The following is a 21,671-nucleotide window of genomic DNA, read 5'->3' as shown; positions in this document are numbered from 1 at the left end:
TTCGGGATGACAGATCTGGCATGGCAATTGCATGTTGTTGGGCGTGGCCAAGGTGGGCCACAGGGTGAAGGTGCAAGGTTGCGCCGGAGTCCAAGGACAAAGACGTCTACGCGTTCATGCCGGTCATGCAACGCGCAGACGTCTTTTTTTTCCCAAGCCCACGGGGACTGAGATGAAAAAATCCAAACTGGTCATGATTGGCAACGGAATGGCGGGCGTACGCGCGCTGGAAGAGTTGCTGGCCATTGCTCCCGATCTGTACGACATCACGGTGTTTGGCGCCGAGCCGCATCCCAACTACAACCGAATCCTGCTGTCGCCGGTGCTGGCCGGGGAGCAGACGCTCAGCGATATCGTGCTCAATGACTGGGCATGGTACCAGGACCATCACATCCTGCTGCACGCAGGCTATACCGTGACAGCCGTGGACCGTGCCCGCCGTACGGTGCATGCGGTCAATGCCCAGGGCGAAGAAGCCAGTGCTGGCTACGATCGCCTGATCATGGCAACGGGCTCCAACCCTTTTATTCTGCCCATTCCCGGCAAGGACCTGCTGGGTGTACTGGCCTACCGGGACATTGCCGACACCGAGGCCATGATCGAGGCGGCAAAGACACTCAGGCATGCGGTGGTGATCGGTGGTGGCCTGCTCGGACTGGAGGCCGCGAACGGTCTGATGAAACGCGGCATGCAGGTGACGGTTGTGCATGTGGGGGATTGGCTGATGGAGCGCCAGCTTGACGATCGGGCCGGCCAGATGCTGCAGCAATCGCTCTCCGAGCGAGGCATGCAGTTCTGCATGCATGCGCAGACGCAGGAATTGCTGGGTGACGCCAGCGGCCGCGTGCGCGCGGTGCGCTTCAAGGATGGCAGCGAGATTCCGGCTGATCTGGTCGTCATGGCCGTCGGCATACGTCCCAACACGGGGCTGGCTGAATCCATGCATCTGCATGTGAATCGCGGCATTGTGGTCAGCGACACGCTGCAGACTGTGACCGACCCGCGCATCTACGCAGTGGGCGAATGTGCTGCGCACCGGGGGACTGCCTATGGGCTGGTGGCGCCGCTGTTTGAACAGGGCAAGGTGCTGGCCAACCATCTGGCCGAATTCGGCATCGGCCGCTATCTGGGGTCGCTGACCTCGACCAAGCTCAAGGTCACGGGCATCGACCTGTTCTCGGCAGGCGATTTCCAGGGCGGAGGCGATACTGAAGAGATTCTGATGAGCGACCCCTATGCGGGAGTCTACAAAAAGCTGGTCATCAAGGATGACAAGCTGGTCGGCGCCTGCCTGTATGGCGATACGGTGGATGGCAGCTGGTATTTCAAGCTGCTGCGCGAAGGCCGCAGCGTGGCCGATATCCGCGACAAGCTGATGTTTGGCGAATCCAATCTGGGAGATACCGGCCACCAGGGCCAGAACAAGGCCGCGGCCATGGCCGATGGCGACGAGGTGTGCGGCTGCAACGGCGTGACCAAGGGAGCCATCTGCAAGGCCATCAAGGAAAAAGGCCTGTTCACGCTGGAAGAGGTGCGCAAGCGCACCAAGGCCAGTGCCAGCTGCGGCTCCTGCACCGGGCTGGTGGAGCAGATCATCATGTTCACGGCCGGCGGCGACTATTCCGCATCGCCCAAGACCAAGGCCATGTGCGGTTGTACCGACCACGGCCACCAAGCCGTGCGCGACGCGATTCGTGAGCACAGGCTGTTGACTACCGATGCCGTGTACCGCTTCATGGAATGGCGCACGCCCAATGGCTGCGCCTCGTGTCGCCCGGCTGTCAACTACTATCTGATCAGCACCTGGCCCAAGGAGGCAAGGGACGACCCGCAAAGCCGTTTCATCAACGAGCGCAGCCACGCCAATATTCAGAAGGACGGTACGTACAGTGTGATTCCGCGCATGTGGGGCGGTGAGACCACGGCTGACGAGTTGCGCCGCATTGCCGATGTGGTGGACAAATACCAGATACCTACCGTGAAGGTGACGGGCGGCCAGCGCATCGACTTGCTGGGGGTGAAGAAAGAAGACCTGCAGGGCGTGTGGAACGATATCGGCATGCCTTGCGGCCATGCCTATGCCAAGGCGCTGCGCACGGTCAAGACCTGCGTGGGCAGCGAATGGTGCCGTATGGGCACGCAGGACAGCACCCAGATGGGCAAGGACCTGGAGCGTGCCATGTGGCGCATGTACGCACCTCACAAGGTGAAGTTCGCCGTCAGCGGCTGCCCACGCAACTGCGCGGAGTCCGGCATCAAGGACGTAGGCATCATCGGCGTGGACTCGGGTTGGGAGATGTACGTGGGCGGCAACGGCGGCATCAAGACCGAGGTCGCGCACTTCTTCACCAAGCTCAAGACTGCCGACGAGGTGATGGAGTACACCGGTGCATTCATGCAGCTGTATCGCCTGGAAGGCTGGTACCTGGAGCGCACCGTGCACTACATCAACCGCGTGGGTCTGGACTATGTGAAAAAGCGCATTCTGGATGATGCCGAAGGCCGCAAGGTGCTGTGGGAGCAACTGCAGTTCGCCCTGGAGGGCGAGCCCGATCCCTGGTTCGAGACCGACAAGGCAGCCGTGGATGTGCGGCAGTTCCAGCCATTGACGGCTGCACAAACGGCAAGAGACAGCGCCTGAGCCAACCACCGAGGAGCCCGAAATGAGTGAATGGATTTCTATCTGCACGATGGACGACATCCCCGTGCTGGGGGCCCGCCGGGTGGCGCGCGCCCGTGGCCTGGATGTGGCAGTGTTCCGCAATGCAGAGGACGAGGTGTTTGCGCTGCTGGACCGCTGTCCGCACAAAGGCGGTCCGCTGTCGCAAGGCATTGTGTTCGGCCGCAGCGTGGCCTGTCCGCTCCACAACTGGACCATTGCACTGCGCTCGGGTGAAGCTGCGGAGCCCGACGAGGGTTGCACGCCGCACTTCAGCGTGCGGGTGCAGGACGGCGAGGTGCAGTTGCGGGCCGACGAACTGGCCAGCCGCGCGCTGGAGCAGACCCGGCCGCATGCAGGGCCCGCGCATTGTGCAGGCAAATCCCCCTGTGCTTCTGTCTAGCGCCTTGTTTGCTATCTATTAGATAGCTGATTGCGATTTTGTGATAAGCGCCACGGCGCAATTTGACTGAAGGTTTTCCATGCGTGAGACCAAATCCACCTGCCCCTATTGCGGTGTCGGCTGCGGCGTGGTCATCGAGTCCGATGGGCTGCAGATTGTCGGCGTGCGCGGGGACATCGATCACCCCGCCAACCAGGGGCGCCTGTGTACCAAGGGCAGCACCTTGCATCTGACGGCCGCACCCGCCTATGCCCAGCAGGCCCGTTTGCTGCAACCCATGCGCAGGTTGCAGCGCACTGCGGCGCCGCAGGCCGTAAGCTGGGATCTGGCACTGGGCGAGCTGGCCGGGCACCTGGCCCGGATTCACGCCGAGCATGGGAGCGATGCATTGGGCTTTTACCTCAGCGGCCAGCTGCTGACCGAGGACTATTACGTCTTCAACAAACTGGTCAAAGGCCTGCTGGGAACCAACAACCTCGACACCAATTCCCGCCTGTGCATGAGCAGTGCCGTGGCGGGCTACAAGGCCACGCTGGGGGCCGATGCGCCGCCTGCCTGCTACTCTGATATCGACCTCGCGGGCTGCATGTTCATCACGGGCAGCAATATGGCCTGGGCACACCCGATTTTGTTCCGGCGCGTGGAAGAGGCCAAGGTTCACAACCCGCACCTGAAGATCATCGTGGCCGACCCGCGCCGTACGGAAACCGCCGAGCTGGCGGATCTGTATCTACCGCTGCAACCGGGCAGCGATGTGATGCTGTGCCATGGGCTGCTGCACATCATGCTGTGGGAAGGCTGGACGAACAGCACCTTCATTGCGCAGCACACCAGTGGCTTCGCCCAGCTCAAGGAACTGGTGCGCGAGGCTACGCCCGAGAGGGTTGCCGCCATCTGCGGTCTGCCGCCGGCAGACTTGTACCGGGCGGCACGCTGGATGGCATGGGGCGGCGCACAAGAGCCTGGTGAGCCAAGACTGCCCACGCTCAGCCTGTACTGCCAGGGCCTGAACCAGAGCCGCAGCGGTACAGCCAACAATGCGGCGCTGATCAACCTGCATCTGGCTACCGGCCAGATCGGCAAACCCGGCGCGGGGCCGCTTTCGCTGACAGGCCAACCCAATGCCATGGGTGGGCGCGAGGTGGGGGGGCTGTCCAATCTGCTCAGTGCGCACCGCGATATGGGCAATCCGGAGCACAGGGCCGAGGTGGCTCGGCTTTGGGGCGTGGATGCCGTGCCTGCACAAGCCGGAAAATCCGCACTGGAGATGTTCGAAGCCGCAGCCGACGGACAGATCAAAGCCTTGTGGATCGCCTGCACCAATCCCGCGCAGAGCCTGCCCGAGCAGGCCATGGTGCGCCGGGCGCTGGAGGGGGCCGAGTTGGTCGTGGTGCAGGAGGCCTTCGCCGTGACCGAGACCACGGCCTATGCCGACTGGCTGCTGCCTGCCACTACCTGGGGTGAGAAGCTGGGTACGGTGACCAATAGCGAGCGGCGCATCTCCCGCGTGCGGGCCGCCGTTGCCGCGCCAGGGGCGGCGCGCCATGACTGGCAGATCGGCGTGCAGTTGGCGCAACGCCTGGAGCAGCGCTTGCGCCCGGGGCAGCCCACGCTGTTTCCCTACGACACGGAGAACCCGCCAGCGGGCGCCGAAGCCATCTGGAACGAGCACCGCGAGAGCACGCGCGGTCGCGATCTGGACATCACGGGCCTGAGCTGGGACTTGCTGGAGGCAGGGGGCCCGCAGCAATGGCCCATGCCCAGCGGAGCAAGCCACGGCAAACAGCGCTTGTACGGTGATGGAATATTTGCAACTGACGACGGTCGAGCCCGTTTTGACATTCAGCCCTGGCAGGCAGTGGCCGTACCGCGTGATGCACGCCATCCTTTCAGCCTCAACACCGGCCGCCTGCGCGACCAGTGGCACGGCATGACGCGGACTGGTCAGCTGGGGCGGCTGTTTGCGCATGCGAGCGAGCCGCAGCTGCAGGTCAACCCACAGGACATGCAGCGGCTGCAGTTGCAGGACGGCGATCTGGTCCATGTCTCCAACCGCTATGGCGCCATCGTCCTGCCCGTGCAGGCGGATCCAGGGCTGCAGGCCGCGCAGCTCTATTTGCCCATGCACTGGGGCAGCATGCATCTGAGCGGGATGGGCTCCCGGGGGCAGAAACTGGCCGGCGTCAATGCGCTGACCACGCCCGAGCGCTGCCCGCGCTCCAAGCAACCCGAGCTCAAGCACGTGGCCGTCAGGTTGCTCAAGGCAGAACTGCCCTGGACGTGCCTGGGCATGGCATGGTTGGGCGAAGCGCAGGTGCAGTCCGTTCGCCAGGCGCTGGCAGCGTTGATGGCCGAGTTCGACTTTGCCAGTTGCGTGCTTTTCGGCCGCACTGTCTCCCTGGAACACGCAAGCCAAGGCCGCACCGGCGTGCAGTTTCGCGCGGCGGCCTATGAGGCACCGTCCGCCGAAGTGCTGGCGCGTCTGCATCGGTTGTTGCAGCTCGATGGGCCGCAGGCCATGCGCTATGCAGATGCGCGCCGCCAGTGCAGCCGGGCCATGGTGGTAGCGCGCCAAGCGGGGGAACCACGGCTCGATGCTTTTTTACTCTGCGGAGATGCCAGCGCGGGCCAGTGGCTAGGGCCGGTTCTGCGTGACGAGCAATCGGTGCAAACCTATGGCCGTCTGCTGCTGTCATCGGGCAGGAAGCCGCCCGCCGCCATGCCGGCCAGATCGCCGCAGGTATGCGCATGCATGAATGTGGACGAGGCCAGCATCAGCAAGCAGCTATCCGCATGCGAGGGTTCGCCCGACGAACGGCTGGCACAACTCAAGTCTTCACTGGGCTGTGGCACGCGTTGCGGCTCCTGTATTCCAAAGATCAAGCAACTGGTTCAGGCGGTTCCGGCCCTACCGGCTGTTGCCTGAGTTCCCAACAAGCCCGTCGAGATCCTGCACCAGAGGATATCCTCGGTTGGCCTGGGAATTTTCAGTGTTCGCTGCAGTAATGATCCCTGATGAAGACCGGCAGATCGTTGGACGGAGGCATAAAGGGCACCTGGTACATCATGTCGCCGACAAAGCCGCGGTGATAGGTGCCGTGGTTGACCACATGCAGCACGATTTGCTCACGGGTCATGGCGCCTTGCCCGCCGCCAACGAATTCAAAATGGACGACTTTCGCGAGGTCGTCATTCGACCATGTGTCGACCAGATCGATATACCAGCGATCCATTTCCTGCACGGCTTCCCATAAATCGACGGCAGAAGGCGTGTGCTCGGTATTGCGTGCTGTGTAGCCATGCTTCCTGCCTTGCAGATGGTGTCTGAAGATATCGTCCACCACATACACATGGTTCAAGGTGTGCACCATGTTGCCGAATCGCGTTGGCCTCTGGCGAAGGGCCTCCCCCTCAGGAAGCTCCAGTACAGTCTTGAAAGTCAGGCCATTCGCCCAACGCTTGTAGCGAACCAGCATTTTCAAGGTGTTGATCGCCGTGGCTGATGATGTGGCGCCATCGCAGGCGTGGGCCGGGGTGGTTGCGCCCCGTATGGTTGTCGACATGCTCAAACTCTTCCTATGTTTTCAAAGGCCACGCAACGCTCCCTCGATATGGGTGCGTGTTTCTCCGCCGACCCAGACTTGACGGGCATCGTCGCGGCTCAAATAAATGCGGCCTTGTCGGCCGAGGCATGTGCCTTGAGCGGCTATGTAGTCGCCATGGACCATTCCGGTTGCGAACAGCCATTGGGCAAACGAGGCATTGAGACTTCCGGTGACAGGGTCTTCGACGATGGCTCCCAGATGGTCTGAGAAGAAGGCCCGAACTTCGAACCCAGGATCACTGCCGTTGGTGTGTGGGCCGATTACGCCGACATCAATGCGGGTGTGCCATCGCCTGGCTGGGTTGAGCGACAGCACTTTCTCCGCCGAAAGCAACCGGATCCCCAGCCATCCCGGGCCATTGTCGATCCAGGCGGCGTCCAGAATGTCGCTGGCGTCAATTCCAAGCAATTGCCGCGCTTCGTCCAGTTCGGGTGGAGTTGGCGGGCCAGAACGGATCAGCGGTGGCGCAGCGAATGCAAGCCGCCCTCGATCGCGCCGGAGCTGGACCAGCCCTGCACCGCACTCCTGGACGATCGCCGCTTTGTGTTCGAGGCGGTTGTGGGCGGACAACCAGACGTGACAGCTTCCGAGGGTAGGGTGCCCTGCAAAAGGCATCTCCCTGTCCAAGGTGAAGATTCTGACCCGGTAGTCCGCCTCCGGATGCCTGGGGGCGAGCACAAATGCCGTTTCGGAAAGGTTGAGCCACCGCGTCAGCCGCTGCATGTCGTGTGTGTTCAGCGCATCGGCACCGGTGACGACAGCCAGCGGATTGCCGGAAAGCGCGCCCGAGCCAAAGACATCGACCATATGGATAGCGAAGGTCATCGTTGGGATCCTGTACCTGGAATCAATGGGAGAGGAGCTGTGCAAAGGCCAGGGTCTTCAACTGCGCAAGGCCAGCAGCTTCAGCCCTGCGACTGCAAACACCGCCGAGAGCACGCCTTCGATCCACCGCCGCAAGCGTGCATACAGGGCAATCATCGAGGTGGTTGAGAAGACGATGGCATAGCCGCCGAACACCCCAATTCCGAGGAGCACACAGCCACCCACAATCACCGCCACCCCATCGGCAGGGGTGTTGTGGTGGATTCCCAGCGAAATGATGGCGACCCAGGACATGATGGCCTTGGGATTGCCGATGTGCATGAGAACGCCCTGCCGATAGAGCAAGCGATAGCGCAGCGCCTTGCCTGATACGCTCACCTCGTCAATGCTGTGGCACCGCTTCATGGCCGATTTTCCTGCGCGGAAGGCCAGCCAGAGCAGGTAGAGACCGCCAGCGATTTTGAGGGCGACAAGCGCCTGTGCATATGTGGTCAATACGGCAGAAACGCCGGTGGCTGCCAGGATCGCCCAGAAGAGCGAGCCCGTGACCACACCGGCTGCCAAAGCGAGCGCGGGGCGGCGCCCGTCACGCATCGCCGTGCCCATGATGGCCATGTTGCTCGGTCCGGGGCTGGCAGTGGCGATGAGATAGGTGCCGTAGACGAGTGCGAACTGGCTTGCGGTCATGATGGTTTGCTCCAGAATTACGTGGCGCGAACTGCGCTACGGCTGCAGGTCCGCGCGATGGACGATATGAACCTTGTTGCCATCGGGGTCCCGCAGGTAGGCGCCGTAATAGCCCTCGCCATAGTGGGGGCGGGGCCCAGGCGCGCCGTCATCGCAGCCGCCATGCGCAAGTCCATCGGCATAAGCCGTGTTCACTGCCGCTATCGATGGTGCAAGAAAGGCCACCATGCTGCCGTTGCCAGCAGTTGCCGGTTCACCGTTGAAGGGGCTGTAGACATAAAAGCGCGGCAAGGTGGCATGTGCACCGACCCGGCACAGCGCGGCAGGCCCGCCATCGGGCGAGACGATTCTGCGCTTCAATCCAAGCGGGGAGAGCACTGCATCGTAAAAGCGACCCGCTCGCCCAAGATCGCGTGCTCCGACAGTAATGTGGCTCAACATCCTGCTCTCCATCCCTTTCCCGCATCGCGGTCAGGCCCTTCTCACAAGGGGAAACTGCTTTCCAGAAGCATCGGTATGAACGTTACACTATTGAAGTATTTAAATAGTGTAACGTTACACTTATATTTCTGAGGCCGCGAGCGTGCTCCTTCAATCACCCTGGATTCCTCATCTGGCAAGCACGGGCGCGAACGTCGCCGAACGGCTGTCGTTGGCATTGGCCGGTGACATCATCGAAGGCCGGCTGGCAGGCGGCGATCGTTTGCCAGCGCACCGGGATCTGGCCAGGACATTGCAGATCGGCCTGGGCACGGTGACCAAGGCCTATGCCGCCCTGGAGCGCAGAGGCCTGACGCGCAGCATCAAAGGGCGGGGAACCTTTGTGGCAATCCTCCAGGCCCATGGCGGCCGGCAGATCGATCTTTCAGCCAATGCGCCGCCGGCTGCGCTTGGTGCGCGGCTACTGGCGCGAACATTGACAGGGATCGCTCGCAAGATCGATGCGGATCACTTCAATCTGTACGCTCCCCCCGGTGGGCATCTTGAACACCGTCGCGTGCTTGCGCGCTGGCTTGACACGCTCGGTCTGGGTGTGGAGCCGTCGCACCTGGTTCTGACCAGCGGAGCCCGCCAGGCACTGGCATTGGCCTTTGATCTTGTGTGCGGGAGGCATGGGGTGATTCTGACTGAACGGATCACCTATCCCGGGGCTATCGCTCTGGCCCGGCGCAGGGGGTACCGGATTCAGGGTGCCCAGATCGATTCCGAAGGGATGGTGCCGCAGGCGCTCGCCGAGGCACTTGCAGGTATCAAGGCCACAGAGGGGAGGGCGGTCTACCTCACGCCAACGCTGCACAACCCGACAACCGCCACCATGGGGGTTGATCGAAGGCAAGCCATTGCAGAGATTTGTCGACAAGCGGGTGCCTGGATCATTGAAGATGGTGTGTATGCAGCGTCATCTCCAGGGTTGCCCCAGTTGGCGACACTGGCTCCCGAGATCGCCCTGCACGTGAACGGGCTTTCCAAGTCGCTCGGCCCGGGGCTGCAGATTGGCATGCTGGCACTGCCTCCCAGTCTGTGCGAGGCCGCGCAGGACTTTCTGCGTGAGCTGCCAATGGCTCCGTCCGCCCTGTCATGCGCAGTGGTCGATGACTGGCTGGCCACTGGCGTGATTGCTGCGATCCAGCAAGATCTACGCCATGAGGCCCGGCGGCGGTCCAAACTGGCAGCCTCGCTCCTGGGCACTCGCGGTCTCGTCTGGCACCCTGATGCCTATAACGCCTGGCTACCGATGAAACGCGATGTCGCCGATGGTGTCTTTTCTGCAGCTATGGACATGGGCGTGAAGCTGACCTTGCCGCAAAGCACCATGGTAAGACCCGGTGATAGCGCCAGCGGCCTGCGAATCTGCCTGGGCGGCGCCAGTTGGGAGGAACTGAATGAATCTCTGGCAATTCTGGCAGCATTGCTCAAGTGACGGGCTTGATGCTATGCGCGCGGCCTTGCCTTTGCATCTGCAGCCGGGAATGCGTTGGTCTCGAAATCAAGCCAGGGCGGATTCTGGGCATACATCTCGGCAATCAACTGTTTGATTGCAGCGATATACCAGGAATCATCGTTGAACCGGTGACTAAGGATGATGGGCGAGGTGGCTCGCTCGTCATCGATCAGACGGTAGACCAGGTCGGAGCGCAGCCGCGCCGCTGCCGGCATGATGCACACGCCCATCTCTGCGGCCACCAAGCCCAGCGCAGCCTGCAACTCGCGCACTTCGTGGACTTCGACGGGCTGGATGCCCTGGTCATGCAACAGGCCGAGCACGTGGTCGGCAAAGCTCGGGCGCGGGTCCTTGGGGTAGACGATCAGGCGCTGGTCTGCCAATGCCTGCAGGGTGATGCGGCCACCATCAGCTGCCAGCGGCGATCCCGGTGCGATTGCGAGGGCCAGCTTTTCCTCGCGCAGCACGGTGCGCGCCACCGAGCTGTCGTTGGTCCGGATGCGGCCGAAGCCCAGATCGATGCGGCCGGATTTGAGCTCCTGGATCTGCTGAATGGACCCCATGTCGACCAGGTGGACATCGGTGTCCGGGTAGCGCTTGCGGAACATGCGCACCAGCATGGGGAGTCCGCCATACAACGTGGACGCCACATACGCAATCGAGATCGATTGTCGCTGGCTGCGTCCCACCTGCCGGGCGGCGTTTTTCATCTGATCCACCCGGTGCAGCACCTGTAGTGCCTGCTCGTAGAACAGCCGTCCCGCTTCGGTCAGGCGCACCGGGCGGCTGTTGCGCTGGACGAGTTGCACACCCAGTTCATCCTCCAACTGCTGGATCTGGCGGCTGAGTGGCGGCTGCGCGATATGCATCTGTTCCGCCGCGCGGGTGAAATTACGGGTGGTCGCTACGGCCACGAAATAGCGAATCTGGCGCAAATCCATACGGGAAAACCATATTCAGATGGGATTGAGAGATTTTAAATGATTGTTTTTAAATGGGTAATTGATTAACTATACCTTTGAGGTATTGATTTAGATCAATTTGGTCTTGGATTGCAGCGGGGGTGCCGTCGTTAAATACGAGCCATGCAAAACACACACAGCCCTCAGCACCCAACGTTGCTTTCTGCAGGCACGGTTGTCGTGGATCAGATAGAGACCCTGCTGGTCGATCTGCCGACCATTCGCCCGCACAAACTGTCGGTGGCGACGATGAACGGCCAGACTTTGATGCTGGTGCGCGTGCGCTGTTCGGATGGCACCGTGGGTATTGGCGAAGGCACCACCATTGGTGGCTTGGCCTACGGCGCCGAGTCGCCAGAGGGCATGAAGCTGGCCATTGACACTTATTTCGCGCCGCAGATGCGGGGCGCGGATGCCAACCGCGTGTCGGCGCTGATGGCCCGCCTGGGCAAGACCATCCGCGACAACCGCTTTGCCAAGTGCGCCGTCGAGACGGCCCTGTTTGACGCGTTGGGCCAACGCAAGGGATTGCCCGTCTCCGAGCTGCTGGGCGGTAGGCTGCGCGAGCGCCTGCCCGTGGCATGGACATTGGCTTCCGGCGATACGGGGCGCGACATCGAGGAAGCGCAGCGCATGCTGGAGACGCGCCGCCACCAGATCTTCAAGCTCAAGATCGGCCTCAATCCAGTGCGTGACGATGTGGCGCACGTGGCAGCCGTCAAGAAGGCGCTGGGTGACAAAGCCTCGGTGCGGGTGGATGTGAACATGGCATGGAGTGAGCTGGACGCACACCGCGGACTGGCAGGGCTGGTGGATGCTGGCTGCGAACTGGCCGAGCAGCCGGTGGCCAGCGCTGAGGTGCTCGCGCGCCTCAAGGGCCGCTATCCGATTGCCATCATGGCCGATGAGTCATTGACCGGCCCGGTTTCGGCCTTTACGTTGGCACGAGCGGCGGGCGCGGACGTCTTTGCCATCAAGACGGAGCAGTCCGGCGGATTGCAGGCCGCACAACAGGTAGCCGCCATTGCCGATGCAGCGGGTATCGGGCTTTATGGAGGAACCATGCTGGAAGGCGGGGTAGGCACCATTGCGTCGGCCCATGCGTTCTCCACATTCCGCGAGCTGCAATGGGGCACCGAGCTGTTTGGATCGCTGCTGCTCACCGAAGACATCCTGACCACGCCTCTCGAATACAAGGATTTCCATCTGACAGTGCCGGCGGCGCCGGGGCTGGGCGTCACGCTGGACGAAGACCGGATACAGCATTTCCGCCGTGATCGCCCCCGCATATCTGTTGGCGCTGCGGCCTGACCTGATTTCTTCCCACCTTTTCCACGAAGCATCCATAAAAAGGAGACTGCGATGAGCGTTCAAATTTTCAACACCTCGCAAGTGCAGGACTTTCTGCGCCTGGCCAGCGGTCTGACCAATGACGGCGGCAACCCACGCGCCAAACAGGTCATCCACCGCATCCTGTCCGACCTGTTCAAGGCCATCGAAGACCTGGACATCACATCGGACGAATACTGGGCCGGGGTGGCTTACCTGAATCAGCTGGGCTCCCGTGGGGAGGCTGGCCTGCTGTCTCCCGGTCTGGGCCTGGACCGCTACTTCGACATGCGGATGGACGCCGAGGACGAGGCACTGGGAGTGAAGAACGGTACGCCGCGTACCATCGAAGGCCCGCTGTATGTGGCGGGTGCGCCAGTGGCGCAGGGCTTTGCACGACTGGATGACGGCAGCGACACAGCCGGTCACACGCTCATCATGCACGGCACCATCTACGGCGCGGATGGCAAGCCGGTTCCCGGTGCGCAGGTCGAGGTATGGCATGCCAACACAAAGGGCTTTTACTCCCATTTCGATCCGACTGGCGAGCAAAAGCCATTCAACATGCGCCGCACCATCATTGCCGATGCGCAAGGCCGCTACAAGTTCCAGAGCATCGTGCCCGTGGGCTACGGCTGTCCGCCCGATGGGCCCACGCAGGCACTGCTCGATCAACTGGGCCGGCACGGCAACCGTCCCGCGCACATCCACTTGTTTGTCACGGCCAACGGCCACCGCAAGCTGACCACGCAGATCAACATCGATGGCGATCCGCTGGTGTTCGATGACTTTGCCTACGCAACCCGTGAAGGCCTGGTGCCCCCGCTGGTGGAGCGCAGCGATGCGGCGAGCATCCAGGCCAACGGTTTGAGTGGCCCGTTCGCGGAGATCGAATTCGACCTGACGCTCAGCGCCCTGGTCGACGGTGTCGACAACCAGATCGTCGACCGTCCGCGCCTGGCGGCCTGAACCTACCTCCCCTGTTTCCCTGTTAGAGCCAGACCGTGGCCGAGCGCCACGGGGGATGGCTGCACCCCAACGAGACCCTACCATGAACACGACTGCTGCTGACAAATACGACGCTGTCGAGACGCTGCTGGAAACGGCGGTGCAAGACGACAAGGAGACCGGTGTCTTTCGCTGCCGCCGCGACATATTCACCAATCCCGAGCTGTTCGAACTGGAGATGAAGTACCTTTTCGAATCGAACTGGGTCTATCTGGCACACGAAAGCCAGATTCCAGACAACAACGACTACTACACCACCACGATCGGTCGCCAGCCCATCATCGTCACCCGCGACAAGCACGGCGAACTGCATGCGGTGATCAATGCCTGCGCGCACAAAGGCGCCATGCTGTGTCGCCGCAAACATGGCAACAAGGGCAGCTTTACCTGCCCATTCCATGGCTGGACCTTCAACAACAGTGGCAAGCTGCTCAAGGTCAAGGACGAGAAAACAACCGAATACCCAGTCTCCTTCAACCAGAACGGTTCGCACGATCTGACCAAGGTAGCGCGGTTCCAGAGCTACCGTGGTTTTCTGTTCGGCAGCCTGAACCCCCACGTGCAGCCACTGGAGGACTACCTGGGCGAGACGAAAGTCATCATCGACCAGATTGTGGACCAGGCGCCCCATGGTCTGGAGGTGCTGCGTGGCAACTCCAGCTACATCTATGACGGCAACTGGAAGATGCAGATGGAGAACGGCTGCGATGGCTACCACGTCAGCTCGGTGCATTGGAACTATGCGGCCACCATGGGCCGCCGCCACGAGGAGGGCACCAAGGCCACTGATGCCAACAACTGGAGCAAATCGGTGGCCGGCGTCTATGGCTTCGAGAATGGCCATATCCTGCTGTGGACCAATACCTTGAATCCCGAGGTGCGTCCGATCTGGAACCAGCGCAAGCAACTCGCCCAGCGCGTCGGCCAGGAGCGCGCGGACATCATCGTCAGCCAGACCCGCAACCTGTGCCTGTACCCCAATGTATTCCTGATGGACCAGTTCGGCACGCAGATCCGCGTTGCCAGGCCGCTGAGCGTGAACCAGACCGAGATCAGCATCTTCTGTTTCGGCCCCAAGGGCGAAAGCGCCGAAGACCGCGCCATCCGCATCCGCCAGTACGAGGACTTCTTCAATGTCTCCGGCATGGGGACGGCGGACGATCTGGAGGAGTTCCGAGCCTGCCAGGCTGGGTATGCCGGCACGGCCGTGCGCTGGAACGACATGAGCCGTGGCGAGCCGCTGTGGATCGACGGACCCGACGAAAACGCAAGAAAAATGGGCATGAATCCCTTGCTCAGCGGAGAGCGTAGCGAAGACGAGGGCCTGTTCGTGTGTCAGCACAGCTACTGGGCCAGGACGATGCGCCAGGCTTTGAAGCAGGAACGGGAAGGAGTTCAGCCATGAACGCTGCTGCCTCCATAGAATACAACGCCATCTGCGCCTTTCTCTATCGCGAGGCGCGCCATCTGGATGACCGCGAATGGGAGCCCTGGCTGGCGCTGTACGCCCCCGATGCCGAGTACTGGATGCCCGCCTGGGACGATGACGACCGGCTCACCGATGATCCGCAAAGCCAGATCTCGCTGATCTACTACCCCAACCGCAACGGCCTGGAAGACCGGGTCTTCCGCATCAAGACAGAGCGCTCCAGCGCCTCCATGCCCGAGCCACGCACCAACCACATGATTACCAATGTGGAGGTATTGGCCGAGCACAGCGATACGGTGGATGTGCGCTACAACTTTCATACCTTGAGCCACCGCTACAAGTTGACCGATCACTTCTTCGGCACCGTGTTCGTCACGCTGCGCAAGGCGGATGGCGGCTTTCTGATTGCACGCAAGAAGATTGTTCTGAAGAACGACTATATCCGTCAGGTCATCGATGTCTATCACATCTGACCACCAGGGAGATCGACAATGAACAGCTATCGCATTGCACTGAATTTTGAAGACGGGGTGACCCGTTTCGTGGATTGCAGTGCCAACGAAAAGGTGCTGGATGCGGCCTTCCGCCATCGCATCAACCTGCCCATGGACTGCTCCGACGGTGTCTGTGGCACCTGCAAATGCAAGGCCGAAAGCGGCGCTTACGACCTGGGAGATGACTACATTGAGGACGCGCTGACGGGGGACGAAGCCGCCGAGGGCCTGGTGCTGACCTGCCAGATGGTACCCAGGTCGGACTGCGTGATCTCCGTGCCCGTGCCATCCAGCGCTTGCAAGACGGGTACCGCTGCCTTCCAGGCTACTGTGGCACAGGTCGGGCCCTTTGGCGATGCAGCCTATGAACTGGTGCTGGATGTCGCCGATACGGCGCCAGTGTTCCTCCCGGGCCAGTATGTGAACATCGGTGTGCCGGGTAGTGGCCAGCACCGGTCCTATTCATTCAGTTCGATGCCCGGCGCGCAGCGCATGAGCTTCATGATCAAGCAGGTGCCAGACGGCCTGATGAGCACCTGGCTGGGCACAGCACAGTCTGGGCAGATGCTGGAGATGACCGGGCCGCTGGGCAGTTTTTATCTGCGCTCGGTGACACGCCCGCTGTTGTTCTTGGCTGGCGGCACAGGGCTGGCGCCGTTTCTGTCCATGCTGGAGGTGCTGGCCATGCACGGCACGAGTCAACCCGTGCATCTGGTCTATGGCGTGACCCGTGACCAGGACCTGGTGATGGTCGATCGGCTGGAGGCGTATGCTGCCCGCATCTCTTGCTTCACGTTCAGCACCTGCGTCGCCGATCCGCAGACCACGCATCCGCGCCAGGGCTATGTGACCCAGCACCTGGCACCAGAGGTGCTGCACAGCGGCAACGTCGATGTCTACCTGTGCGGCCCGCCGCCCATGGTGGAGGCGGTGCAAAAGCACTTCAAGGCAGAAGGCATTGCGCCTGCAAGCTTCCACTACGAGAAGTTCACACCCAACCTGGCGGTAGTGTCATGAGCGCAAATACGAGCATGAACCAGCGGTTTGCCGGAAAAGTGATGGTGGTCACTGGCGCTGCTCAGGGCATCGGACGCGGAGTAGCGCTGCGTGCCGTTGCCGAAGGCGGCAAGGTGCTGTTTGTTGACCGCGCCGATTTCATCACCGATGTGGCGGTCGAGGCGGGCAGCCCGCATGCAGTGGGCTTTGTCACCGATCTCGAAACCTATGAAGGCGCCGACGCAGCGATGGCATTTGCGGTGAAGACGTTTGGCGGAATCGACATCCTGATCAACGGCGTGGGCGGAGCCATCCGCATGCGGCCCTATGCGGATTTCGAGCCCACACAGATCGATGCGGAAATTCGCCGCTCGCTGATGCCCACGCTGTATGCCTGCCATGCCGTGCTGCCGCATCTGCTGGAGCGCGGTGGCGGCACCATCGTCAACGTTTCATCGAACGCCACGCGCGGCATCCGCCGCGTGCCGTACTCGGCGGCCAAGGGCGGTGTCAATGCCTTGACGCAGGCTCTGGCGATGGAGTATGCGCAACAGCATATCCGTGTCGTTGCAACCGCGCCGGGTGGAACCAACGCGCCGCCCAGACGGGTACCTCGCAACGCGGAGGGCGACAGCGCGCAAGAGCAGGTATGGATGGGTGAAGCGGTTCAGCAGGTCACTGAATCGAGCTTCTTCAAGCGCTACGGCAGCCTGGACGACCAGGTCGGGCCGATTCTGTTCCTGGCATCGGATGAAGCTGCCTACATCACGGGCGCCGTGCTGCCGGTAGCAGGCGGTGACAACGGCTGACCGGCAGCTTCCGCACCTTCCATTCCCACCCTGAAAACCGGCGCTCGCTCGCCGGGCAAGGAGATTCCATGTGTGATCGCAAAGCCGTTATTCCGCCGGGAATGGAGGCGGTATACGAAAAGATCGGCTACGCCCCCGCCTTGAAAGTGGGCAATGCCGTCTATGTGTCGGGCCAGATCGGGCGAGATTCGTCGATGCAACTGGTTGAGGCCCGTGAGGCCCAGATCGCGCAGGCGTTCGACAACCTGCGGCTCGTACTGGAGGCGGCGGGTGCGTCGCTTGCAGATGTGGTCGACCTGACGAGCTTTCATACAGACATGCGCGACCTGCCCTTGTTCATGCAGGTGCGCAACCGCTACTTCAAAGCGCATCCGCTGCCAGCGTGGACGGCAGTTGGCGCGCACATGCTTGGCGGTGCGCCGGGGTACATCGTGGAAATCAAGGCCGTGGCGGTGCTGCCAGCTGGCCAGTCCAAACCAGGCTGAAAGACTCAGTCCTGACACAGAAAAACAGCAGGAGACCGACATGAAGACAATTGAAGTCAACCAGATCATTGACAACGCCCGCTTCACCCGATTTCACTGGATGGTGACGCTCCTGTGTGCCTTGTTGCTGGTGTTTGACGGGTATGACCTGTTCATCTATGGCGCAGTGCTGCCGGTGTTGATGAAGGAATGGGGGCTGACCCCGGTGGAGGCCGGCGCGCTGGGTAGCTATGCGCTGTTCGGCATGATGTTTGGCGCTTTCGTATTCGGCCCACTGGCGGACCGCATTGGCCGCAAGAAGGGCGTGGCCATCAGCTTCGTGCTCTTCAGCGTCTCGACCTTTCTGAGTGGCTTTGCCTCGACACCCACCGAGTTTGGCATTTTTCGCTTCATCGCGGGCCTGGGCTGCGGCGGCCTGATGCCCAATGCCGTGGCGCTGGTAAATGAGTATGCGCCCAAGCGCGCTCGTAGCACCTTGGTGGCCATCATGTTCAGCGGCTACTCGCTGGGCGGCGTGCTGTGCGCCGGCCTGGGTATCTACATGCTGCCGCGCTTTGGCTGGCAGTCCATGTTCTGGGCCGCTGCCGTACCGCTGGTGCTGCTGCCCGTCATCCTGTGGAAGTTGCCGGAGTCGGTCGGCTTTCTGCTGCGCCAGGGTCAGCAGGTCAAGGCGCGCCAGATGCTGGGCCAGGTGGTGCCTCTGGAGCAACTGGGTGCCGATGTGCATCTGGTACAGGCCGATGCGAAGGGCGCGAGCGTGCCCATGCTTGATCTGTTCCAGCAGGGCCGTGCGATGGGTACCTTCATGATCTGGCTGTCCTTCTTCTGCTGCCTGCTGATGGTGTATGCGCTGGGCTCCTGGCTGCCCAAGCTGATGGCTGGTGCCGGCTACAGCCTGGGATCGAGCCTGTCATTTCTGCTGATGCTGAACTTCGGCGGGGTGGTCGGTGCGATTGCCGGTGGCTGGCTGGGCGATCGCTTCAGTCTGCCCAAGGTCGTGGTGGCCTTCTTCACACTGGGAACGGTGTCAATCGCACTGCTGGGCCTCAACAGCCCGATGCCCGTGCTGTACCTGCTGATCGCCATCGCGGGCGCCACCACCATCGGCACGCAGATCCTGCTGTACGCCAATACAGCGCAGTTCTATCCGCTGGCCATTCGCTCCACGGGGCTGGGATGGGCTTCGGGCATTGGCCGCACGGGCGCCATCGTTGGTCCGCTGCTGGGTGGCTGGCTGATGGCAGCGGCCCTGCCGCTGAAGCTGAATTTCCTGGTGTTTGCCGTGCCCGGCCTCGTGGCGGCGCTGGCCATCGGCTGCTTCATTCTCTGGTACAGCGGCAAGGCCGAACTGCCCAGCGTCTCAGGAGCTGTAGCCCGCCCCGTTGTCTGATCCGGCGGTACCGCGCAGAGAGGAGTTTGCATGATCGATAAAACAGTACGCACCGTAGCCGATGCCTTACACGGTGTGAAAGACGGCGCCACGGTACTAGTGGGGGGATTTGGCACGGCAGGCATTCCCGTCGAACTGATCGAAGGCTTGATCGAGCAGGGCGCCAAGGACCTGACCCTGGTCAATAACAACGCGGGCAATGGCGACCAGGGTTTGGCGGCCTTGCTCAAGGCTGGGCGGGTGCGCAAGATCATTTGCAGTTTTCCGCGCCAGGCCGATTCCTGGGTGTTCGATGCGCTTTACCGCAGCGGCCGCATCGAACTGGAACTGGTGCCACAGGGCAACTTGGCCGAACGGTTGCGGGCGGCAGGAGCCGGTATTGGCGGCTTCTTCTGTCCCACAGGCTATGGAACCGAGCTGGCCAAGGGCAAGGAAACACGCCAGATCGAAGGCCGCTGGTATGTCTTTGAGCAGCCTATTCATGGCGACGTGGCGCTGGTTCAGGCCGAGCGTGGCGACCGTTGGGGCAACCTGACCTACCGCAAGGCTGCGCGCAACTTTGGCCCTGTCATGGCCACCGCCGCGCGCTTCACCATCGCCAGCGTCTTTGAATTGACGGAGCTGGGCGCGCTGGACCCCGAGGCTATTGTCACCCCCGGCATCCACGTGCAGCGAGTGGTGCAGGTACCGCGCGTGAAGACGGAAGCCGGTGGCTTCAAGGCAAGAGGCTGAAATCCAGCAAGGAGCATGGAATGACAACGAACTACCAGCGCCGAACCAAGGATGAAATGGCAAGGCGGATTGCGCAGGACATCCACGACGGCGCCTATGTAAACCTGGGCATCGGTATGCCCACCCTGGTAGCCAACCATCTGCCCGCCGGGGTGGAAGTGGTGCTGCACAGCGAAAACGGCATTCTGGGCATGGGGGCCGCGCCGCCCGAGGGGCAGGAGGACTATGACCTCATCAATGCCGGCAAGCAGCCAGTGACTCTGCTGCCCGGGGGGGCCTTCTTCCACCATGCCGACAGCTTTGCCATGATGCGTGGTGGCCATCTGGACATTTGCGTGCTGGGCGCATTCCAGGTGTCGGCCACCGGTGATCTGGCCAACTGGAGCACGGGCGAGCCCGGTGCCATTCCCGCTGTTGGCGGCGCCATGGATCTGGCTGTCGGAGCCCGGCAGACCTGGGTGATGATGGACCTGCTCACCAAGAAGGGCGAGAGCAAGCTGGTGAGGCAGTGCAGCTATCCGCTGACGGGCCTTGCCTGCGTCAAGCGCATCTATACCGATCTGGCGACGTTGGCTTGCACGAGCGCAGGCCTGCAATGGATCGACGGGGTGCCCGGTCTCAGCCGCGAGGCATTGGAAGGCATTGTGGGCTTGCCTATCGCCGCCGCAGTAAAGGAGGGCTTCTGATGAGCACCGTATTCGTTTGCGATGCCATCCGCACAACGTCGGGTTGGTATGACCTGCGCGCCATATGCATCGGTGTGGGCCCGAACCTTGCCTTGATCGTTGAACCCGTTTGCGTGGAGAAACCATGAGCCAAGCAGCTTTCCAACTGACCACCCAGCGTGGCGACTTCCGGGTTGCCATCGATGGCGATCCTGCTGCGCCAGCGCTGATTCTGAGCAACTCCCTGGGTACCACCCTGGAGATGTGGGCGCCGCAGGTAGCGGCATTGTCCGGGCGTCACCGGCTGATCCGCTATGACACACGCGGCCATGGAGGCAGTTCGGTCACGCCAGGGCCATACAGTTTTGACGACCTGGGCCAGGACGCGCTGGCGGTTCTCGATGCGCTGCAGGTCGAGCAGGCTGCTTTTTGCGGCATATCGATGGGCGGCCACACGGGGCTGTGGCTGGGCGTGCATGCGGGCCAGCGCTTTGATGCCATCGCTGTCTGCAATAGCGCCGCAAAGATAGGTAACGAACAGGCTTGGCGCGAACGCGCCGCCATGGTGCGCATCGGCGGTGCCGCGGGTATGCAAGAGCTCGCCAATTCCGCACCGGGTCGCTGGTTTACCGAAGGCTTCGTGAGTGCCAACCCTGAAGTTGTGCGACGCGCGCAGCACGGTATTGCACGCATCGACCCCGAAGGCTATGCCGCCTGCTGCGAGGCGTTGGCAACCTCGGATCTGCGTGCCAGCCTCGGGAAGATTCTCACACCCACGCTGTTGCTGGCAGGCGAAAACGACCCGGTTACCACCGTGGCTGACGCGCAAGCCATGCAAGCCGGAATTTCCGGCGCGCAACTCGCCACGGTGCCCGCATCACATCTCTCGAATCTGGAGGTCCCCCAGGCCTTCAACCAAGCCGTGCTGGACTTTCTCGCCAGCACCTGATCACTCAAAGGAAAACCCATGCTGTATCTGGTTCACATGATCGTCGACATTCCTGCCACCCTGCCGTCCGAAGAGGCTGCGCGCATCAAGGCCGAGGAGAAGGCCTATTCGCAAGCGCTGCAGCACTCGGGCAAATGGCCGCATCTGTGGCGCGTGGTGGGCGAGTACGCCAACTACAGCGTGTTCGACGTAGCAAGCAACGACGAACTGCACGACACACTGAGCCAGCTGCCGCTGTTCCCGTTCATGAAAATCACGGTGACGCCGCTGGCCAAGCACCCTTCTTCCATCCGGTAGACCGA

22 protein-coding genes are annotated in these 21,671 nt (G+C 62.0%); 17 read left to right on the top strand and 5 right to left on the bottom strand.

What is annotated here, in order from left to right; all coding sequences use genetic code 11:
• Positions 1 to 172 precede the first annotated feature (172 nt).
• The 3 genes from nirB (at position 173) to LAD35_RS12015 (ending at position 5,988) form a co-directional block, all read left to right on the top strand.
• Positions 173 to 2,641 carry a nitrite reductase large subunit NirB gene (nirB, locus tag LAD35_RS12025; protein ID WP_224149312.1) on the top strand — a complete coding sequence of 823 codons (2,469 nt, stop codon included), beginning with the start codon at positions 173 to 175 and terminating at the stop codon, positions 2,639 to 2,641.
• A 22-nt stretch (positions 2,642 to 2,663) separates the two neighbouring features.
• Complete coding sequence (gene nirD, locus LAD35_RS12020; protein ID WP_224149311.1) at positions 2,664 to 3,062, top strand: nitrite reductase small subunit NirD; 399 nt, start codon at positions 2,664 to 2,666, stop codon at positions 3,060 to 3,062.
• A gap of 79 nt (positions 3,063 to 3,141) precedes the next feature.
• Positions 3,142 to 5,988: a nitrate reductase gene (locus LAD35_RS12015; RefSeq protein ID WP_224149310.1), complete on the top strand. Its 2,847-nt coding sequence runs from the start codon at positions 3,142 to 3,144 to the stop codon at positions 5,986 to 5,988.
• Positions 5,989 to 6,049: 61 nt separating this feature from the next.
• Here the strand turns inward: LAD35_RS12015 and LAD35_RS12010 are convergent, their stop codons facing one another.
• Genes LAD35_RS12010 through LAD35_RS11995 form a run of 4 tightly spaced genes read right to left on the bottom strand, consistent with a single transcriptional unit; the run spans position 6,050 to position 8,620 of the window.
• Positions 6,050 to 6,625, bottom strand: a complete 576-nt coding sequence (locus LAD35_RS12010) for a DinB family protein (RefSeq protein ID WP_224149309.1) — start codon at positions 6,623 to 6,625, stop codon at positions 6,050 to 6,052.
• Between the two features lie 21 nt (positions 6,626 to 6,646).
• Complete coding sequence (locus LAD35_RS12005; RefSeq protein WP_224149308.1) at positions 6,647 to 7,492, bottom strand: PhzF family phenazine biosynthesis protein; 846 nt, start codon at positions 7,490 to 7,492, stop codon at positions 6,647 to 6,649.
• Between the two features lie 57 nt (positions 7,493 to 7,549).
• Complete coding sequence (locus LAD35_RS12000) at positions 7,550 to 8,179, bottom strand: LysE family translocator (RefSeq protein ID WP_224149307.1); 630 nt, start codon at positions 8,177 to 8,179, stop codon at positions 7,550 to 7,552.
• 36 nt (positions 8,180 to 8,215) lie between these two features.
• Positions 8,216 to 8,620 carry a VOC family protein gene (locus LAD35_RS11995; protein ID WP_224149306.1) on the bottom strand — a complete coding sequence of 135 codons (405 nt, stop codon included), beginning with the start codon at positions 8,618 to 8,620 and terminating at the stop codon, positions 8,216 to 8,218.
• Positions 8,621 to 8,762: 142 nt separating this feature from the next.
• Between LAD35_RS11995 and LAD35_RS11990 the strand changes: the two genes are divergently transcribed.
• A complete protein-coding gene (locus LAD35_RS11990) occupies positions 8,763 to 10,100 on the top strand; it encodes an aminotransferase-like domain-containing protein (protein WP_224149305.1) in 1,338 nt (445 codons plus the stop codon).
• 11 nt (positions 10,101 to 10,111) lie between these two features.
• Here the strand turns inward: LAD35_RS11990 and LAD35_RS11985 are convergent, their stop codons facing one another.
• Positions 10,112 to 11,062, bottom strand: a complete 951-nt coding sequence (locus LAD35_RS11985) for a LysR family transcriptional regulator (RefSeq protein WP_224149304.1) — start codon at positions 11,060 to 11,062, stop codon at positions 10,112 to 10,114.
• 144 nt (positions 11,063 to 11,206) lie between these two features.
• Between LAD35_RS11985 and LAD35_RS11980 the strand changes: the two genes are divergently transcribed.
• The 13 genes from LAD35_RS11980 to catC all read left to right on the top strand — a co-directional run bounded on the left by LAD35_RS11980 (position 11,207) and on the right by catC (position 21,666).
• Entirely contained in the window at positions 11,207 to 12,394 is a 1,188-nt protein-coding gene (locus LAD35_RS11980; RefSeq protein WP_224149303.1) for a muconate/chloromuconate family cycloisomerase, read from the top strand.
• Between the two features lie 51 nt (positions 12,395 to 12,445).
• Positions 12,446 to 13,381 (top strand): catechol 1,2-dioxygenase, encoded by a 936-nt coding sequence (gene catA / locus LAD35_RS11975; protein WP_224149302.1) that lies wholly within the window; start codon positions 12,446 to 12,448, stop codon positions 13,379 to 13,381.
• Positions 13,382 to 13,463: 82 nt separating this feature from the next.
• Positions 13,464 to 14,825 (top strand): Rieske 2Fe-2S domain-containing protein, encoded by a 1,362-nt coding sequence (locus LAD35_RS11970; protein WP_317986699.1) that lies wholly within the window; start codon positions 13,464 to 13,466, stop codon positions 14,823 to 14,825.
• A complete protein-coding gene (gene benB, locus LAD35_RS11965; protein ID WP_224149300.1) occupies positions 14,822 to 15,322 on the top strand; it encodes a benzoate 1,2-dioxygenase small subunit in 501 nt (166 codons plus the stop codon). Before LAD35_RS11970 ends, benB begins: the two co-directional genes overlap by 4 nt.
• A gap of 18 nt (positions 15,323 to 15,340) precedes the next feature.
• The gene (benC, locus tag LAD35_RS11960) at positions 15,341 to 16,360 is read left to right on the top strand and encodes a benzoate 1,2-dioxygenase electron transfer component BenC (protein WP_224149299.1); all 1,020 of its coding nucleotides are present in this window, start codon (positions 15,341 to 15,343) and stop codon (positions 16,358 to 16,360) included.
• A 14-nt stretch (positions 16,361 to 16,374) separates the two neighbouring features.
• Positions 16,375 to 17,148 (top strand): benzoate diol dehydrogenase BenD, encoded by a 774-nt coding sequence (gene benD / locus LAD35_RS11955; RefSeq protein WP_396022792.1) that lies wholly within the window; start codon positions 16,375 to 16,377, stop codon positions 17,146 to 17,148.
• Positions 17,149 to 17,216: 68 nt separating this feature from the next.
• Entirely contained in the window at positions 17,217 to 17,633 is a 417-nt protein-coding gene (locus tag LAD35_RS11950; protein WP_224149297.1) for a RidA family protein, read from the top strand.
• A 40-nt stretch (positions 17,634 to 17,673) separates the two neighbouring features.
• Positions 17,674 to 19,023 carry an MFS transporter gene (locus LAD35_RS11945; protein ID WP_224149296.1) on the top strand — a complete coding sequence of 450 codons (1,350 nt, stop codon included), beginning with the start codon at positions 17,674 to 17,676 and terminating at the stop codon, positions 19,021 to 19,023.
• A 30-nt stretch (positions 19,024 to 19,053) separates the two neighbouring features.
• Positions 19,054 to 19,755, top strand: coding sequence for a 3-oxoacid CoA-transferase subunit A (locus LAD35_RS11940; RefSeq protein ID WP_224149295.1), 702 nt, complete (start codon positions 19,054 to 19,056; stop codon positions 19,753 to 19,755).
• Positions 19,756 to 19,775: 20 nt separating this feature from the next.
• The gene (locus LAD35_RS11935) at positions 19,776 to 20,441 is read left to right on the top strand and encodes a 3-oxoacid CoA-transferase subunit B (RefSeq protein WP_224149294.1); all 666 of its coding nucleotides are present in this window, start codon (positions 19,776 to 19,778) and stop codon (positions 20,439 to 20,441) included.
• Entirely contained in the window at positions 20,441 to 20,569 is a 129-nt protein-coding gene (locus LAD35_RS22295; protein WP_263434654.1) for a hypothetical protein, read from the top strand. The genes LAD35_RS11935 and LAD35_RS22295 overlap by 1 nt, the downstream gene beginning before the upstream one ends.
• Positions 20,566 to 21,369, top strand: coding sequence for a 3-oxoadipate enol-lactonase (gene pcaD / locus LAD35_RS11930; RefSeq protein WP_224149293.1), 804 nt, complete (start codon positions 20,566 to 20,568; stop codon positions 21,367 to 21,369). The genes LAD35_RS22295 and pcaD overlap by 4 nt, the downstream gene beginning before the upstream one ends.
• An 18-nt stretch (positions 21,370 to 21,387) precedes the next feature.
• Positions 21,388 to 21,666, top strand: a complete 279-nt coding sequence (gene catC / locus LAD35_RS11925; protein ID WP_224149292.1) for a muconolactone Delta-isomerase — start codon at positions 21,388 to 21,390, stop codon at positions 21,664 to 21,666.
• Positions 21,667 to 21,671: the final 5 nt, after the last annotated feature.

Source organism: Comamonas odontotermitis (assembly GCF_020080045.1).
GTDB classification, from domain to species: Bacteria; Pseudomonadota; Gammaproteobacteria; order Burkholderiales; family Burkholderiaceae_C; genus Comamonas; species Comamonas odontotermitis.
This window is presented reverse-complemented; position numbering and strand designations above follow the sequence as displayed.

Excerpts from the sequence above, each read along its gene's own strand:
- nirB (WP_224149312.1), top strand. The coding sequence starts at position 173 with ATGAAAAAATCCAAACTGGTCATGATTGGCAACGGAATGGCGGGCGTA.
- nirD (WP_224149311.1), top strand. The coding sequence starts at position 2,664 with ATGAGTGAATGGATTTCTATCTGCACGATGGACGACATCCCCGTGCTG.
- LAD35_RS12015 (WP_224149310.1), top strand. The coding sequence starts at position 3,142 with ATGCGTGAGACCAAATCCACCTGCCCCTATTGCGGTGTCGGCTGCGGC.
- LAD35_RS12010 (WP_224149309.1), bottom strand. The coding sequence starts at position 6,625 with ATGTCGACAACCATACGGGGCGCAACCACCCCGGCCCACGCCTGCGAT.
- LAD35_RS12005 (WP_224149308.1), bottom strand. The coding sequence starts at position 7,492 with ATGACCTTCGCTATCCATATGGTCGATGTCTTTGGCTCGGGCGCGCTT.
- LAD35_RS12000 (WP_224149307.1), bottom strand. The coding sequence starts at position 8,179 with ATGACCGCAAGCCAGTTCGCACTCGTCTACGGCACCTATCTCATCGCC.
- LAD35_RS11995 (WP_224149306.1), bottom strand. The coding sequence starts at position 8,620 with ATGTTGAGCCACATTACTGTCGGAGCACGCGATCTTGGGCGAGCGGGT.
- LAD35_RS11985 (WP_224149304.1), bottom strand. The coding sequence starts at position 11,062 with ATGGATTTGCGCCAGATTCGCTATTTCGTGGCCGTAGCGACCACCCGT.
- LAD35_RS11980 (WP_224149303.1), top strand. The coding sequence starts at position 11,207 with ATGCAAAACACACACAGCCCTCAGCACCCAACGTTGCTTTCTGCAGGC.
- catA (WP_224149302.1), top strand. The coding sequence starts at position 12,446 with ATGAGCGTTCAAATTTTCAACACCTCGCAAGTGCAGGACTTTCTGCGC.
- LAD35_RS11970 (WP_317986699.1), top strand. The coding sequence starts at position 13,464 with ATGAACACGACTGCTGCTGACAAATACGACGCTGTCGAGACGCTGCTG.
- benB (WP_224149300.1), top strand. The coding sequence starts at position 14,822 with ATGAACGCTGCTGCCTCCATAGAATACAACGCCATCTGCGCCTTTCTC.
- benC (WP_224149299.1), top strand. The coding sequence starts at position 15,341 with ATGAACAGCTATCGCATTGCACTGAATTTTGAAGACGGGGTGACCCGT.
- benD (WP_396022792.1), top strand. The coding sequence starts at position 16,375 with ATGAACCAGCGGTTTGCCGGAAAAGTGATGGTGGTCACTGGCGCTGCT.
- LAD35_RS11950 (WP_224149297.1), top strand. The coding sequence starts at position 17,217 with ATGTGTGATCGCAAAGCCGTTATTCCGCCGGGAATGGAGGCGGTATAC.
- LAD35_RS11945 (WP_224149296.1), top strand. The coding sequence starts at position 17,674 with ATGAAGACAATTGAAGTCAACCAGATCATTGACAACGCCCGCTTCACC.
- LAD35_RS11940 (WP_224149295.1), top strand. The coding sequence starts at position 19,054 with ATGATCGATAAAACAGTACGCACCGTAGCCGATGCCTTACACGGTGTG.
- LAD35_RS11935 (WP_224149294.1), top strand. The coding sequence starts at position 19,776 with ATGACAACGAACTACCAGCGCCGAACCAAGGATGAAATGGCAAGGCGG.
- LAD35_RS22295 (WP_263434654.1), top strand. The coding sequence starts at position 20,441 with ATGAGCACCGTATTCGTTTGCGATGCCATCCGCACAACGTCGGGTTGG.
- pcaD (WP_224149293.1), top strand. The coding sequence starts at position 20,566 with ATGAGCCAAGCAGCTTTCCAACTGACCACCCAGCGTGGCGACTTCCGG.
- catC (WP_224149292.1), top strand. The coding sequence starts at position 21,388 with ATGCTGTATCTGGTTCACATGATCGTCGACATTCCTGCCACCCTGCCG.